Source organism: Pseudomonas sp. GCM10022186, assembly GCF_042656385.1.
Classification (GTDB): domain Bacteria; phylum Pseudomonadota; class Gammaproteobacteria; order Pseudomonadales; family Pseudomonadaceae; genus Metapseudomonas.
In genome coordinates this window covers 285,987-299,037 of the sequence record NZ_JBHSOU010000066.1, presented here as the reverse complement: position 1 = coordinate 299,037, position 13,051 = coordinate 285,987, and the positions used below count along the sequence as shown (strand labels likewise).

The 13,051-nt window shown below is 63.9% G+C and carries 14 protein-coding genes; 4 read left to right on the top strand and 10 right to left on the bottom strand.

What is annotated here, in order from left to right; translation table 11 throughout:
- Positions 1 to 9 precede the first annotated feature (9 nt).
- Together ACFPU0_RS24595 and ACFPU0_RS24590 are read right to left on the bottom strand one after the other, a co-directional pair.
- Positions 10 to 534: a L,D-transpeptidase family protein gene (locus ACFPU0_RS24595; RefSeq protein WP_377695901.1), complete on the bottom strand. Its 525-nt coding sequence runs from the start codon at positions 532 to 534 to the stop codon at positions 10 to 12.
- A 42-nt stretch (positions 535 to 576) separates the two neighbouring features.
- Positions 577 to 1,284 (bottom strand): TetR/AcrR family transcriptional regulator, encoded by a 708-nt coding sequence (locus ACFPU0_RS24590; protein ID WP_377695936.1) that lies wholly within the window; start codon positions 1,282 to 1,284, stop codon positions 577 to 579.
- Positions 1,285 to 1,511: 227 nt separating this feature from the next.
- On the opposite strand from ACFPU0_RS24590, the gene lexA reads away from it, so the two are divergent.
- Positions 1,512 to 2,123: a transcriptional repressor LexA gene (gene lexA / locus ACFPU0_RS24585; RefSeq protein ID WP_377695900.1), complete on the top strand. Its 612-nt coding sequence runs from the start codon at positions 1,512 to 1,514 to the stop codon at positions 2,121 to 2,123.
- A 10-nt stretch (positions 2,124 to 2,133) separates the two neighbouring features.
- Positions 2,134 to 2,607 carry an SOS-induced cell division inhibitor SulA gene (gene sulA / locus ACFPU0_RS24580; RefSeq protein WP_377695899.1) on the top strand — a complete coding sequence of 158 codons (474 nt, stop codon included), beginning with the start codon at positions 2,134 to 2,136 and terminating at the stop codon, positions 2,605 to 2,607.
- 80 nt (positions 2,608 to 2,687) lie between these two features.
- On the opposite strand, the gene ACFPU0_RS24575 is transcribed toward sulA, so the two are convergent.
- The 6 genes from ACFPU0_RS24575 to fadB form a co-directional block, all read right to left on the bottom strand.
- The gene (locus tag ACFPU0_RS24575) at positions 2,688 to 2,921 is read right to left on the bottom strand and encodes a hypothetical protein (RefSeq protein WP_377695898.1); all 234 of its coding nucleotides are present in this window, start codon (positions 2,919 to 2,921) and stop codon (positions 2,688 to 2,690) included.
- A 70-nt stretch (positions 2,922 to 2,991) separates the two neighbouring features.
- Positions 2,992 to 3,510 (bottom strand): DUF6586 family protein, encoded by a 519-nt coding sequence (locus ACFPU0_RS24570; protein ID WP_377695897.1) that lies wholly within the window; start codon positions 3,508 to 3,510, stop codon positions 2,992 to 2,994.
- A gap of 67 nt (positions 3,511 to 3,577) precedes the next feature.
- Positions 3,578 to 6,184 (bottom strand): type I DNA topoisomerase, encoded by a 2,607-nt coding sequence (gene topA / locus ACFPU0_RS24565; protein ID WP_377695896.1) that lies wholly within the window; start codon positions 6,182 to 6,184, stop codon positions 3,578 to 3,580.
- A 117-nt stretch (positions 6,185 to 6,301) separates the two neighbouring features.
- Complete coding sequence (locus ACFPU0_RS24560) at positions 6,302 to 6,538, bottom strand: DUF1653 domain-containing protein (protein ID WP_377695895.1); 237 nt, start codon at positions 6,536 to 6,538, stop codon at positions 6,302 to 6,304.
- Positions 6,539 to 6,711: 173 nt separating this feature from the next.
- Positions 6,712 to 7,887 carry an acetyl-CoA C-acyltransferase FadA gene (gene fadA, locus ACFPU0_RS24555; protein WP_377695894.1) on the bottom strand — a complete coding sequence of 392 codons (1,176 nt, stop codon included), beginning with the start codon at positions 7,885 to 7,887 and terminating at the stop codon, positions 6,712 to 6,714.
- Positions 7,888 to 7,906: 19 nt separating this feature from the next.
- A complete protein-coding gene (gene fadB, locus ACFPU0_RS24550) occupies positions 7,907 to 10,054 on the bottom strand; it encodes a fatty acid oxidation complex subunit alpha FadB (protein ID WP_377695893.1) in 2,148 nt (715 codons plus the stop codon).
- Between the two features lie 475 nt (positions 10,055 to 10,529).
- Here fadB and ACFPU0_RS24545 point away from each other — a divergent pair, with 475 nt between their 5' ends.
- Positions 10,530 to 11,336, top strand: coding sequence for a hypothetical protein (locus ACFPU0_RS24545; RefSeq protein WP_377695892.1), 807 nt, complete (start codon positions 10,530 to 10,532; stop codon positions 11,334 to 11,336).
- A gap of 34 nt (positions 11,337 to 11,370) precedes the next feature.
- Here the strand turns inward: ACFPU0_RS24545 and ACFPU0_RS24540 are convergent, their stop codons facing one another.
- Positions 11,371 to 11,805, bottom strand: a complete 435-nt coding sequence (locus ACFPU0_RS24540; protein WP_377695891.1) for a hypothetical protein — start codon at positions 11,803 to 11,805, stop codon at positions 11,371 to 11,373.
- An 87-nt stretch (positions 11,806 to 11,892) separates the two neighbouring features.
- On the opposite strand from ACFPU0_RS24540, the gene ACFPU0_RS24535 reads away from it, so the two are divergent.
- Positions 11,893 to 12,333 (top strand): universal stress protein, encoded by a 441-nt coding sequence (locus ACFPU0_RS24535; protein ID WP_377695890.1) that lies wholly within the window; start codon positions 11,893 to 11,895, stop codon positions 12,331 to 12,333.
- A 28-nt stretch (positions 12,334 to 12,361) separates the two neighbouring features.
- On the opposite strand, the gene ACFPU0_RS24530 is transcribed toward ACFPU0_RS24535, so the two are convergent.
- The gene (locus ACFPU0_RS24530) at positions 12,362 to 13,048 is read right to left on the bottom strand and encodes a DUF6901 family protein (RefSeq protein WP_377695889.1); all 687 of its coding nucleotides are present in this window, start codon (positions 13,046 to 13,048) and stop codon (positions 12,362 to 12,364) included.
- Positions 13,049 to 13,051: the final 3 nt, after the last annotated feature.

Here is a 13,051-nt window from a genome sequence, read left to right as displayed (position 1 = left end):
TGAAATTCCTTACGAGAGTTCTGCCGCCGCCCAGGCCGGGCACGGCGCTTCGTCTATGCGTACCGCACAGTGGACGGGTACCCGGTCGAAGAGTTCCAGCACGTCGGCATTGCGCAGACGAATGCACCCATGGGAACGGGGCACGCCCATGGGTTCGGTGTCCGGCGTGCCGTGCAGGTAGATGTAGCGGCGGAAGCTGTCCACGTTGCCGAGGCGATTGCGGCCGGGTTCGCAGCCGCTCAGCCAGAGGATCCGGCTGAGAATCCAGTCCCGCCCCGGGAAACGCTCGTGCAGCTCGGCGCTCCAGACTTCCCCGGTCCAGCGCCGACCGCGCAGCACCGCCCCCAGGGGCAGGCCATCGCCTATCCGCGCGCGCACCTGGTGCAGACCACGGGGCGTGCAGTTGGAGCCATTGGTTTCGCCCACGCCCTTCAGGGCGGTGGACACGGACATGCGCAGTACCAGCCGCCCTTCGGCGAAGCCGTAGAGCTGCTGGTCGGCGATGGAGATATGCAGAAGATCGAGGTTTTGCATGGGCCGCAAGCTTAGCCGATCAGCCCGCTCGCGCCCATCGTTTTACGCCTTGGCCGGGGCGGCAGGCGCCTTGTTGCGAGGCTTTAGCACAGCCTTGGCCAGGACTTCGTCGGTGACCCCGGTCTCGGCGCGCATGCCGGCGGCGAGGAAGGGCACCATCAGGCGCATGACCTGTTCGATCGAAGTGTTCACGCCGAAATCGGTCTCCGCCATGGCGCGCAGCGCCTTGATGCCGGACATGCTGAAGGCCGCGGCGCCGAGCATGAAGTGCACCCGCCAGAAGAGTTCGAGCGGCGGCACACGCGGCGCGGATTCGTTAACCAGCAGCATGTAGCGGCGGAAAACCTTGCCATAAACCTCTTCAAGGTACTTGCGCAAGTGGCCCTGGCTCTGACTGAATGCGAGACCGAGCAGACGCATGAAAATCGACAGGTCGTTGCCGCTGCGGGGCTTTACCGCCAGGGCCTGTTCGACGAGCATTTCCAGCAGCTCCTCGAGGCTGGCCTTGCTCTCCGCCTTGGCCTGACGACGATCGAGTTCACGTTCCAGGCTCTGGCAGAAAGGACCGAGGAAGCGCGAGAAGACCGCCTGGATCAGCGCCTTCTTCGAGCCGAAGTGATAGTTCACCGCTGCCAGATTGACCCCAGCCTTGCTGGTGATCAGGCGCAACGAAGTCTCGGCGAAGCCTTTTTCCGCGAACAGCTGTTCCGCAGCATCCAGAATGCGTTCAACGGTTTCCGACTGGGCCATGGCTCCTCCGCCTGACAAACACTCGTTTGAAACATACGTTTCAGCCGGCCGGCTTGTCAAGCCGAACACACCATAATCCGACGCAGCAGTCACTTCCACCCAAGCAATGGCGAGGCGAAACGTGCCAGCCCTGCCCGCGACTCGACCCGCCCGGGAAAAAGAAGCATTGCCAAGGCCTCGGCACTGTATATAATCCCAGTCACTGTATAAAAAGACAGAGCGCCGCCATGCTGAAACTGACGCCCCGCCAAGCCGAGATTCTCGCATTCATCAAGCGCTGCCTTGAAGACAACGGCTTCCCCCCGACCCGCGCGGAAATCGCCCAGGAGCTCGGCTTCAAGTCACCCAACGCCGCCGAGGAACACCTCAAGGCCCTGGCCCGCAAGGGCGCCATCGAGATGACACCCGGCGCATCCCGCGGCATACGCATCCCCGGTTTCGAGCCCGGCGCCAACGATGAGGACGGCCTGCCGGTAATCGGCCGGGTCGCGGCCGGCGCCCCGATCCTCGCCCAGCAGAACATCGAGGAATCCTGCCGCATCAACCCCGATTTCTTCCATCCCCGCGCCGACTATCTGCTTCGCGTTCGCGGCATGTCCATGAAGGACATCGGCATCTACGACGGCGACCTGCTCGCCGTGCACAGCACCCGCGAAGCGCGCAATGGCCAGGTGGTGGTGGCCCGCCTCGGTGACGAGGTCACCGTCAAGCGCTTCAAGCGCGATGGCGACAGGGTCTGGCTGATCGCCGAGAACGCCGAGTTCGCCCCCATCGAGGTGAACCTGGATGAACAGGATCTGGTGATAGAAGGTTTGAGTGTCGGCGTGATCCGCCGCTAAAGGAGGCCTTATGCAGTTCCCGCAGTCCCTTGGTCGGTCCCAGCTCCCTCTGTTCCACGATGCCATCCTGGCAAACCCCGTGGTACCGATGCTGACCGATGTGGTGGAAGAACCCCGCCAGGAAGAACCGGAAGCCTTCAGCGAACTGTCGCTGCGTGGCGCCACCGGGCACTGCCGGAACCTGCTGGCCTCCGTGCTCCGGGAGCTGAGCGAAGAGCAGGATGCGCGCTGGCTGACACTGATCGGCGCCCCTGCCGGCCTTACCCGTGACTGGCTGCGTGACTCCGGGCTGAATCGCGAACGCATCCTGCTCCTGCAACCGCGGGGCGAGCAGAGCGCCCTGGAACTGGCCTGCGAAGCGCTACGCCTCGGCCGCAGCCACACGGTGGTGAGCTGGCTGCATCTGGGGCAGAAGGCCAAGCGCCAACTCGCCCAGGCGGCACGCCAGGGCGGCGCGCAAAGCCTGAACATTCTGCTGGGCTGAAGAGCTGCAAGCGCTGGGCACGACTTGCGCCGAGTGACATCAGACGGTAACCGAATCAGCGGAAGATTCGGCTCCAGGCCTCAATGCAGGACGCGCGGACCTTCGTCGTGGCCCATATCGCCTTCGGCCAGGCGACCGGCCATTTGCACGCCGACATTCAGCATGGCCTTGGCGACCTCCAGATGATGCCCCTGGAGGAAGGCCTTGGCATCGGAGGAGAAGTCCAGCGTTACCAACGCCTCCTCGTCCTCGGCCCGGCGCAGGATGATGCGCCCGTCAGGCAGTTCGACTATTTCCAGAAAGGACGTAGGCATAGCTCAGATCTCCACGAAAGGCGGCTATTGTAGCAGCCAGCCGCCAGCACGCCCTAGCCCGTCGATCAAATCAGCACTCGCTCAGGGTTTCCCGGAAACGTAGCGCCAGGGATTTCAGGTTCTGCCGCCAGGACTCCAGGGTTTCCTGGGACAGTGGCACAACTTCCTCTTCCACGCTGACCGCGGTGATCAGCGGCAGGGTCGGGTCGACCTTGGCCTGTTTCGGCGCCTGGGGCGGCTGGAAGAGTCCACGGTACGCGGCGAGCAGTTCGGCCAGCCAGGTTTCCCGTTGCTGGGCCATTTCCACCAGCTCGGCCAGTTCCGGACTGGGTGCCGCAGCCAGCACTTCCGGAGTCAGCAGCATTTCGACGCGCGGCGCACCGGCCTCGGACAAGCGGTAGTAACCGGCGATTTCGTGACACAGGCCGAGCAAGGCGCCATAGAGGTGGAAGAGCGACGCTTCGCGTTCGGACTGCACCAGTGCCTGGGCGTTCATCGCCCTGCCCTCTTCCGCCTTGCGCCAGGACTCCAGCGACAGGCCGGCGAAGAAGAGTTTCTGATTGGTGCGGGTGTAAAGCTCATGGGCCATGAGGGCGCCCTCCACAGGTGACTCGGGCAGTAGTATGCGCGCCCGCAGCCGGGCGCGCAGCAGTCGATCAGCGCTTGTCTTCGACCTTCCACTTGCCGCCGTCGTAGAAGGCGCGCCAGCCGGTGGGCTTGCCGTCGACCTCGGTCTGCACGTACTGCTCCTTGGTCTTGCGGCTGAAGCGGATCACCGCCGGACGCCCTTCGGGGTCTTTCCTGGGCGCATCGAGCAGGTAATGGTACTTGGCATCCAGCTCGTCCTTGTGCGGGATCAGTTCCTGCACCAGCGGCGCGCGGGTCTCGCGGTTCTTCGGGAACTGGCTGGCGGCCAGGAACAGGCCGGAAGCGCCATCGCGCAGCACGTAGACATCATCGACCTTCTCGCACTTCAGCTCGGGCATGCGGATCGGATCGATCTTAGGCGGCGCTGCCTCGCCGCTTTTCAGCAGCTTGCGGGTGTTCTTGCAACTGGCGTTGGTGCAGCCGAAGAACTTGCCGAAACGACCGGTCTTCAGCTGCATCTCGCTGCCGCACTTGTCGCACTCCAGGCTCGGGCCTTCATAGCCCTTGATGCGGTACTGGCCCTGCTCGATCTCGTAACCCGAGCAATCCGGGTTGTTGCCGCAGATGTGCAGCTTGCGGGTCTCGTCCAGCAGGTAGGCATCCATGGCGGTGGAGCAGATCGGGCAGCGGTGCTTGCCACGCAGCACGCGGGATTCGGACTCGCCTTCGTCGTCCGCGGCGATCTCGTCGCCCGGCACCAGGTTGATGGTGGCCTTGCAGCGCTCCTTCGGCGGCAGGCTGTAGCCCGAGCAGCCGAGGAACACGCCGGTGGAGGCGGTACGGATCATCATCGGACGACCGCACTCGCGGCAGGGGATGTCGGTCAGGGTCGGCTGGTTGGCGCGCATACCCTTGTCGGCACCCTCGGCCAGCTCCAGTTTCTTCTTGAAGTCGCCGTAGAACTCGTCCAGCAGGTGCTTCCAGTCGCGCTCACCCTGGGCCACATCGTCCAGGTGCTCTTCCATGCCGGCGGTGAAGCCGTAATCCATCAGGTTGGCGAAGCTTTCGTTGAGGCGCTCGGTGACGATGTCACCCATCTTCTCCGCGTAGAAGCGACGGTTGTGCACCGTCACGTAGCCACGCTCCTGGATGGTGGAGATGATCGCCGCATAGGTGGACGGGCGGCCGATACCGCGCTTTTCCAGTTCCTTGACCAGACTGGCCTCGGAGTAGCGCGCCGGCGGCTTGGTGAAGTGCTGGCTGGGCTCGAGCTTGAGCAGCTTGAGCAACTCGCCTTCGCTCATTTCCGGCAGCACGTCGTCTTCGCCCGGCTTGCTCTGCTGCGGCAGGACGCGGGTGTAACCGTCGAACTTGAGGATACGGCCCTTGGCGCGCAGTTCGAAGCCGCCGGCGCTGACGCTGACGTTGGTGGACAGGTACTCGGCCGGCGGCATCTGGCAGGCGACGAACTGGCGCCAGATCAGGTCGTACAGGCGCTCGGCATCGCGCTCCATGCCGGACAGCTGGGTCGGCTTGAGGTTGACGTCGGACGGGCGGATCGCCTCGTGTGCCTCCTGGGCGCCTTCCTTGCTGGAATAGACGTTCGGCTTGGACGGCAGGTACTTCTGGCCGAACTCGCCCTCGATGAAGCCACGCACCATGCCGATGGCGTCGGCCGAGAGGTTGGTCGAGTCGGTACGCATGTAGGTGATGTAGCCGGCCTCGTACAGACGCTGGGCCATCATCATGGTCTTCTTCACCCCGAAGCCCAGGCGATTGCTCGCGGCCTGCTGCAGGGTGGAGGTGATGAAGGGCGCGGACGGACGGCTGGAGGTCGGTTTGTCCTCGCGCTTGGCCACGGTGTAGCTGGAGGCCTTGAGCTTCTCCAGGGCCGCCATGGCCTGGGCTTCGTTCAGCGGCTTGAAGGCCTCGCCGTTCTCGCGGGCCACTTCGAAGCGCACCTTGGCGCCCTTGGCGGTCCCGAGGTCAGCGTGCACTTCCCAGTATTCTTCCGGCACGAAGGCGCGGATCTCGCGCTCGCGCTCCACCACCAGCTTCACCGCTACCGACTGCACGCGGCCGGCGGACAGGCCGCGGGCGATCTTCTGCCAGAGCAGCGGCGAGACCATGTAGCCCACCACGCGGTCGAGGAAGCGGCGGGCCTGCTGGGCGTTGACGCGGTTGATATCCAGGTCGCCGGGCTGGGAGAACGCCTCCTGGATGGCCTTCTTGGTGATCTCGTTGAACACCACGCGCTTGTAGCGGCTGTCATCGCCACCGATGGATTCCCGCAGGTGCCAGGCGATGGCCTCCCCTTCGCGGTCCAAGTCGGTTGCGAGGTAGATGGTGTCGGCATCCTTGGCCAGGCGGCGCAGTTCGTCGATCACCTTTTCCTTGCCGGGCAGGATCTCGTACTTGGCCTTCCAGCCATGCTCGGGGTCGACGCCCATACGCGCGACCAGCTGGCGCTTGGCCTTTTCCTTGGCGGACAGGGCCGGAGCTTCGGACGCGGTCTTGCCCCGCTTGGCCGGCTCCTTGCTCGCACTGGCCGAACCGCTGGTAGGCAGGTCACGGATGTGGCCGATGCTCGACTTCACCACGTACTGGCTGCCCAGGTACTTGTTGATGGTCTTGGCCTTGGCCGGGGATTCCACGATGACCAGCGATTTGCCCATGGATCGGTGTGTTCCTGAATGAAAAATGTAAAAGGCGAGAGCCGCCTGTCGCGGCACCGCTATATATAGTGGCCAGCGCGGCGCGGTCAAGCGCGCCCCCGGCCGCGGCCACAGCCGTCAGGGCTGCGGGAAGGGGTTTGGCTCGGCGCTCACCAGGGCGAAGCGCGCGATCTGCTCGCCATCCACCTGGACTGTCTCGGTGAACATGCTGAGCGGCCGCACCCAAAGGCCGTATTCGCCGTAGAGAGCCTGGTAGACCACCAGTTCTTCCTCGGTCTCGGAATGCCGGGCAACACCGATGACACGGTATTGCTGACCCTTGTAGTGACGATAGAGACCCGGTTGCAGGCTCATGGTTGCCTCACAGTGATGAATGCAGGCTATCCCGCAAAGGTTGCGCATGGTGCCGCGTGATGCGGTCCGAAGCCAGCCCTCGATCGAAATTTCCTGGGGTGCTTCTCCACATGAAAGCAAAAACCGGGGCACTGGGCCCCGGTTTTCTCATCCTTCTTGCGCGATGAGACGACTTATACGCGCTCGAAGATGGTGGTAATGCCCTGGCCGAGGCCCACGCACATGGTGGACACGCCCAGGGTACCGCCGTTCTGCTTCATCACGTTCAGCAGGGTGCCGGAGATACGGGCACCGGAGCAACCGAACGGGTGACCCAGGGCGATGGCGCCGCCATGCAGGTTGACCTTCTGTTCCATCTTGTCGAGGACCTTGAGATCCTTCAGCACCGGCAGGGCCTGGGCGGCGAAGGCTTCGTTGAGCTCGATGAAGTCGATGTCGTCCATGGTCAGGCCGGCACGCTTGAGCGCCTTCCTGGTCGACGGCACCGGGCCGTAGCCCATGATCGCCGGGTCGACGCCGGCCACCGCCATGGCACGCACCACGGCCATCGGCTGGATGCCCAGATCCTGGGCGCGCTGGGCGCTCATCACGATCATGCAGGAGGCGCCGTCGGTGATCTGCGAGGAAGTACCAGCGGTCACGGTGCCGCCTTTGGGGTTGAACGCCGGCTTGAGGTTGGCAAGGCTTTCCAGGGTAGTCTCAGGACGAATGGTCTCGTCGAAGTCGAACACCTTGAGGAAGCCGTTCTCGTCGTAGCCCTGCATCGGGATGATTTCATCCTTGAACTTGCCTTCGACGGTGGCCTTGTGGGCCAACTGGTGCGAACGCAGGCCGAACTGGTCCTGGGCTTCACGAGTGATGCCGTGCATCTTGCCGAGCATTTCCGCGGTCAGGCCCATCATCCCGGACGCCTTGGCGGCATACAGGGACAGGTGCGGGTTCGGATCGACGCCGTGCATCATGCCGACGTGGCCCATGTGCTCCACGCCACCGACCACGAACACGTCGCCATTGCCGGTCTGGATCGCCTGCACGGCAGTGTGCAGGGCGCTCATGGAAGAACCGCACAGGCGGCTGACGGTCTGGCCGGCGCTGGTGTGGGGGATCTGGGTCATCAGCGACGCCATGCGGGCGATGTTCCAGCCCTGCTCCAGGGTCTGGTTCACGCAGCCCCAGATCACGTCCTCGACTTCCGCCGGGTCGACCTTGGTGTTGCGCTCCAGCAGCTTGCTGATCAGGTGGGCCGACATGTCCTCGGCGCGGGTGTTGCGGTGCATGCCACCCTTGGAGCGACCCATCGGGGTGCGACCGAAGTCGACAATGACTGCATCTCTGGGATTCAGGCTCATATTCTTCACTCTCGCTCAATTAGCCGAAAAACTTCTGGCCGTTCTTGGCCATTTCGCGAAGCTTGGCGGTCGGGTGGTACAGCGCGCCCAGGTCGGCGTACTTGTCGGCGATGGCCACGAATTCGGCTACGCCGATGCTGTCGATGTAGCGCAGCGCACCACCACGGAAGGGCGGGAAGCCGATGCCGTAGATCAGGCCCATGTCGGCCTCGGCAGCGGTCTCGACGATGCCATCTTCCAGGCAACGCACGGTTTCCAGGCACAGCGGGATCATCATGAAGTTGATGATGTCCTCATCGGTCAGCTCACGCTGTTCCTTGACGATGGGCTTGAGCACTTCATAGGCCACCGGGTCGGAGACCTTCTTCGGCTTGCCGCGCTTGTCCATCTCGTAGGCGTAGAAGCCCTTGCCGTTCTTCTGGCCCAGGCGGTTGGCCTCGTACATCACGTCGACGGCGGTCTTGCCGGCAACAGCCATGCGGTCCGGGAAGCCTTCGGCCATCACATCGCGGCCGTGGTGGCCGGTGTCGATGCCGACCACGTCGGACAGGTAGGCCGGGCCCATGGGCCAGCCGAACTTCTCCATGATCTTGTCGATGCGCACGAAGTCGACGCCGAATTCCAGCAGCTTGGCGAAGCCGCCGAAATACGGGAACAGCACGCGGTTGACCAGGAAGCCGGGGCAGTCGTTGACCACGATGGGGTTCTTGCCCATCTTCTTGGCGTAGGCAACGGTGGTGGCCACGGCCACATCGCTGGACTTCTCGCCACGGATCACTTCCACCAGCGGCATCATGTGCACCGGGTTGAAGAAGTGCATGCCGACGAAGTTCTCCGGACGCTTCAGGGCCTGGGCCAGGTAGCTGATGGAGATGGTCGAGGTGTTGGAGGCGATGATGGCGTCTTCGCGGACGTGGCCTTCCACCTCGGCCAGCACCGCGTGCTTGACCTTCGGGTTCTCGACCACGGCTTCGACCACGATGTCGACGTTGCCGAAATCGCCGTAGGACATGGTCGGACGGATCGCGTTCAGGGCTTCAGCCATCTTCTCGGGCTTCATGCGGCCCTTCTCGACGCGCTTGCCGAGCAGCTTGGACGCTTCCTTCAGGCCCATCTGGATACCCTCTTCGCGGATATCCTTCATCAGGATCGGAGTGCCCTTGGAGGCGGACTGGTAGGCGATGCCGCCGCCCATGATGCCAGCGCCAAGCACGGCGGCCAGCTTCACGTCGTGGGCGATCTCGTCGTGCTGCTTGGCCTTCTTCTTCAGTTCCTGGTCGTTGAGGAACAGGCCGATCAGGCTGGCGGCGACCGAAGTCTTGGCCAGCTTCACGAAACCGGCGGCCTCGACTTCCAGGGCCTTGTCACGACCGAAGCTGGCGGCTTTCTGGATGGTCTTGATGGCTTCGACCGGAGCCGGGTAGTTCGGACCGGCCTGGCCGGCGACGAAGCCCTTGGCGGTCTCGAAGGCCATCATCTGCTCGATGGCGTTGAGCTTGAGTTTTTCCAGCTTGGGCTGGCGCTTGGCCTTGTAGTCCAGCTCGCCGGCGATGGCGCGCTTGACCAAGTCCAGGGCACCGGCCTGCAGCAGCTCGGGAGCGATCACGGCGTCGACGGCGCCGACTTTCAGGGCGTCTTCGGCACGGTTCTCCTTGCCGGAGGCGATCCACTCGATGGCATTGTCGGTGCCGATGATGCGCGGCAGGCGCACGGTGCCGCCGAAGCCGGGGTAGATGCCCAGCTTGACTTCCGGCAGGCCGATCCTGGCCTCGGTGCTCATCACGCGGTAGTCGGCCGCCAGGCACATTTCCAGGCCGCCGCCCAGGGCGATGCCGTTGATCGCGACGACGGTGGGGACTTCCAGGTCTTCGAAGGCGCTGAAGATCTTGTTGGCTTCGAGGTTGCCGGCCACCAGCTCTTCGTCGGGAAGCTGGAAGTTGTCGACGAATTCGGTGATATCGGCGCCGACGATGAATACGTCCTTGCCGCTGCTGACGATCACGCCCTTGACCGAAGCGTCGGCCTTGATGGCTGCGACTGCATCACGCAGTTCATTCAGGGTGAGACGGTTGAATTTATTGACGGACTCACCCTTGAGGTCGAATTTCAGTTCGACGATACCGCCCTCAAGAGCCTTAACCGTGATGGCTTTACCTTCGTAAATCATCAACTGATCTCCACGGTTTGGGAAACTGGACTGTACGCATCGGAGCCAACCGGCGGACTCACCCCCGGCGCTGCCGGAGCATAGTCCCGATCGGTAGGGCACACCCGCCGATACGATTTTCGGACCGTATGGTTGGAAACGTCATACAAGACAAACGCTTGATTCATACGCCCGTTTGATTTGGGTGAGCGGAGATTCACGGAAAAGTCGGCGCTTGTCAATCACGCAGCGTGACCGGCCGGCCACGAATGCAAAGCTCTGCGACTGGCTTCGCGGCGCGTCAAGCGATGATTCGGGCAATGATTCACACCAGTGATCGCGCCCCATCACCACCACCTCGGCTGGCCATGAGAGGCCCTGGCGGACCGCTGGCAAATTGCCTGCTCCGCGGGTACATTCGTGCCACTCGAGCCGCCAGGCTTCGAACTCCAGAACAACAACAACAACGAGGCCACCGGCCCACGGAGAAGCGCCCATGAAGAGCCGCCTGCCTGCCATTCTGCTGGCTGCCCTGCTCACCCTCCCCGCCTCAGGTTCCGCCCAGGACGCCCCCGCGGACGACCTGCTCAAGCTGCACCAGATGCGCCTGGCCGCCCAGCGCAGTCTCGGCGACTTCTATATGTACAACGGCATGGAAGGCGACCAGCGCTACGCGCGGATGATCGACGAGTCGGTGCAAACGGCGGACGCCCGCCTGAAGGAACTGGGCGATATGCCCGGAGACGCCTCGACGGCCCTGCGCGCGCAACTGGCACAGGAATGGCAGCGCTATATCGGCGAACTGACCGGCCTGGTCACCGGCCTCAAGCAGAATGGCTACACCGACCTGCAGCCCGTGGCCGACCTGACCGAGCGCAACCGGCGTCTGATGGAAATGAGCAACGAGCTCTACACCAGGATCCAGCAGGAAGGCGCGACCCAGGTGCCGCCCCTGACCCAGCGCAGCCGCGACCAGAGCCTGCTGATGCAGGCCATTGCGGTGGACTATGCCTCCCGCAGCGCCTCCATCGGTGGCAGCTTCATAGGGAGTGCCGGCGGCAAGGCGATCGACGAACTGGCCGGCGAGTTCGCCCACCGGCTGGCCAGCCTGGAGCAGGCGCCACAGAACACCGCGGAGATCCGCCAGAGGCTCGACGGCATCAGCACCAAATGGCGCTACATCGAGAAATCGCTGAAGAACTACAACGAGAAAAGCGTGCCGTTCCTCATCAACAAATATTCGGACCGCATCATCGAAGGCCTCGAAGACGTCTCCGCCCGCTACGCGGCGGCCCAGAGCTGAGGCTGCGCGAGGGCGCCCCCTTCGCTCCAGCCACTCAGGCCAGCGCCTTGAGCGCCTCGGCAATGCACTGCAAGTCTTCCGCGCTCCCGCGCTCCCCCCAGTAGAGGGCGATCATCTGCGAACTAGCCTCGACCTTGTAGACATCCTTCGGCAACCTGGCCAGGTGGACCAGCAGCGCCTGATCCTCGCAGGGCTCGCGCCACTGGTTCAGCCAGGTCCCCGGTTCGCTCTGCCAGTAGCACCAGGCGTCGCGTCCGCGCAGACGCGGCCGGTGGTACTGGGCGCAGGAATGGGGTGGCTCCTGGGCCAGCCAGTGCGGCCACTCCTGGCGCGACAACTGCATGGCCAGGCCCATCCGCCGCGCCTGCATGCGCAGCTCCATGCGCCCCCGCTGCCCTCTGGACGGCACCAGCCAGACCAGGGGACTGAGCGCCACAAGGAGGAGCAATAGGACGATCCAGAGGGTCATAAAGGTAATATCCCGCGCAAAAGCCTGTGTTAAACGTTCCGCCCAGCCATAATTGTGATCATGCGCAACCTTAAGGAGGAGTCACCCATGCCCTACCAGCACATTCTGGTCGCCGTCGACCTGACCGATGAATGCCATCCGGTGGTGCGTCGTGCCCAGGCGCTGGCCCAGGCCAACAAAGCCAAGCTGTCGCTGGTGCACGTAGTCGAGCCCATGGCCATGGCCTTCGGCGGTGACGTACCCATGGACCTGTCCATGCTCCAGCAACAACAATTCGATCAGGCCCGCGAACGGCTGCAGACCTTCGCCGGCATCTATTCCGAGCTGACCGCGGACCAGCGCCACCTGGCCTATGGCCAGCCACGGCAGGAAATCCACCGCCTGGCCGAGGAACAGGATTGCGACCTGATCGTCGTCGGCAGCCATGGCCGCCACGGACTCGCCCTGCTGCTCGGTTCTACCGCCAATGACGTCCTCCACGGCGCGCCCTGCGACGTGCTGGCGGTACGCCTGAAGAAACCTGAATAAGTAGAAACCGTCCCGGCGGGCGCGGGCTTCAATCGAAGCCTTCGCCCGCGCTCATCACCAACGGCCGGATCTTCTGCAACTGGGTTTCCAGCGAGTAGGTCATGCTGGAGGCCATGGAGAAGAAGGTCAGGAAGGCCTTGAGGTTGGAATCGCCCTCGCAGGTATCGTGGATACGCTGCCAGAAGGCCTGGTTCACCAACTGCAACTGCTGGAAGAGGCGCACCAGCCCCTTCAGCTCCCAGTCCGCGTGGCGCCCCTCGCGGAAATTGAAATACTGCCGCGCCAGGTAGAGCGATACCGCCCGCAGGATGAACTCCTGGTTGCTGGCGAACGGCAAGTGCTGCTGGGCCATGGGCTTGAGCTTGCCCAGCACCGGGCAGGCGCTGGTGGCCATGATCACCCCCAGCAGGGCTCGCAGCCCCTCCTCCAGCCCCACCAGCTTGGCGTACTCGCGCTCGGGCGTGCGCACCCAGACCTGCACCTTCTTGAACGCCGGCAAGCCCTGGAAGTCTTCCACTACCCGATGCAGGTCCACCGCCGCCGGGCAGTGACTGTAGGCCTCTCGACTGAGCGGGCAGTTGCTGCACTGCTGGTGTTCCAGGCGGGTCCACTTCGGCGCGGCGGTGGCGCGCTGCGGGTCGTACGCGCGGTCCGGCTCGATGCGATAGCTGAATTCGTGCAGGTCATCCAGGCTGATGCGGTATTCGATGGCCATGGG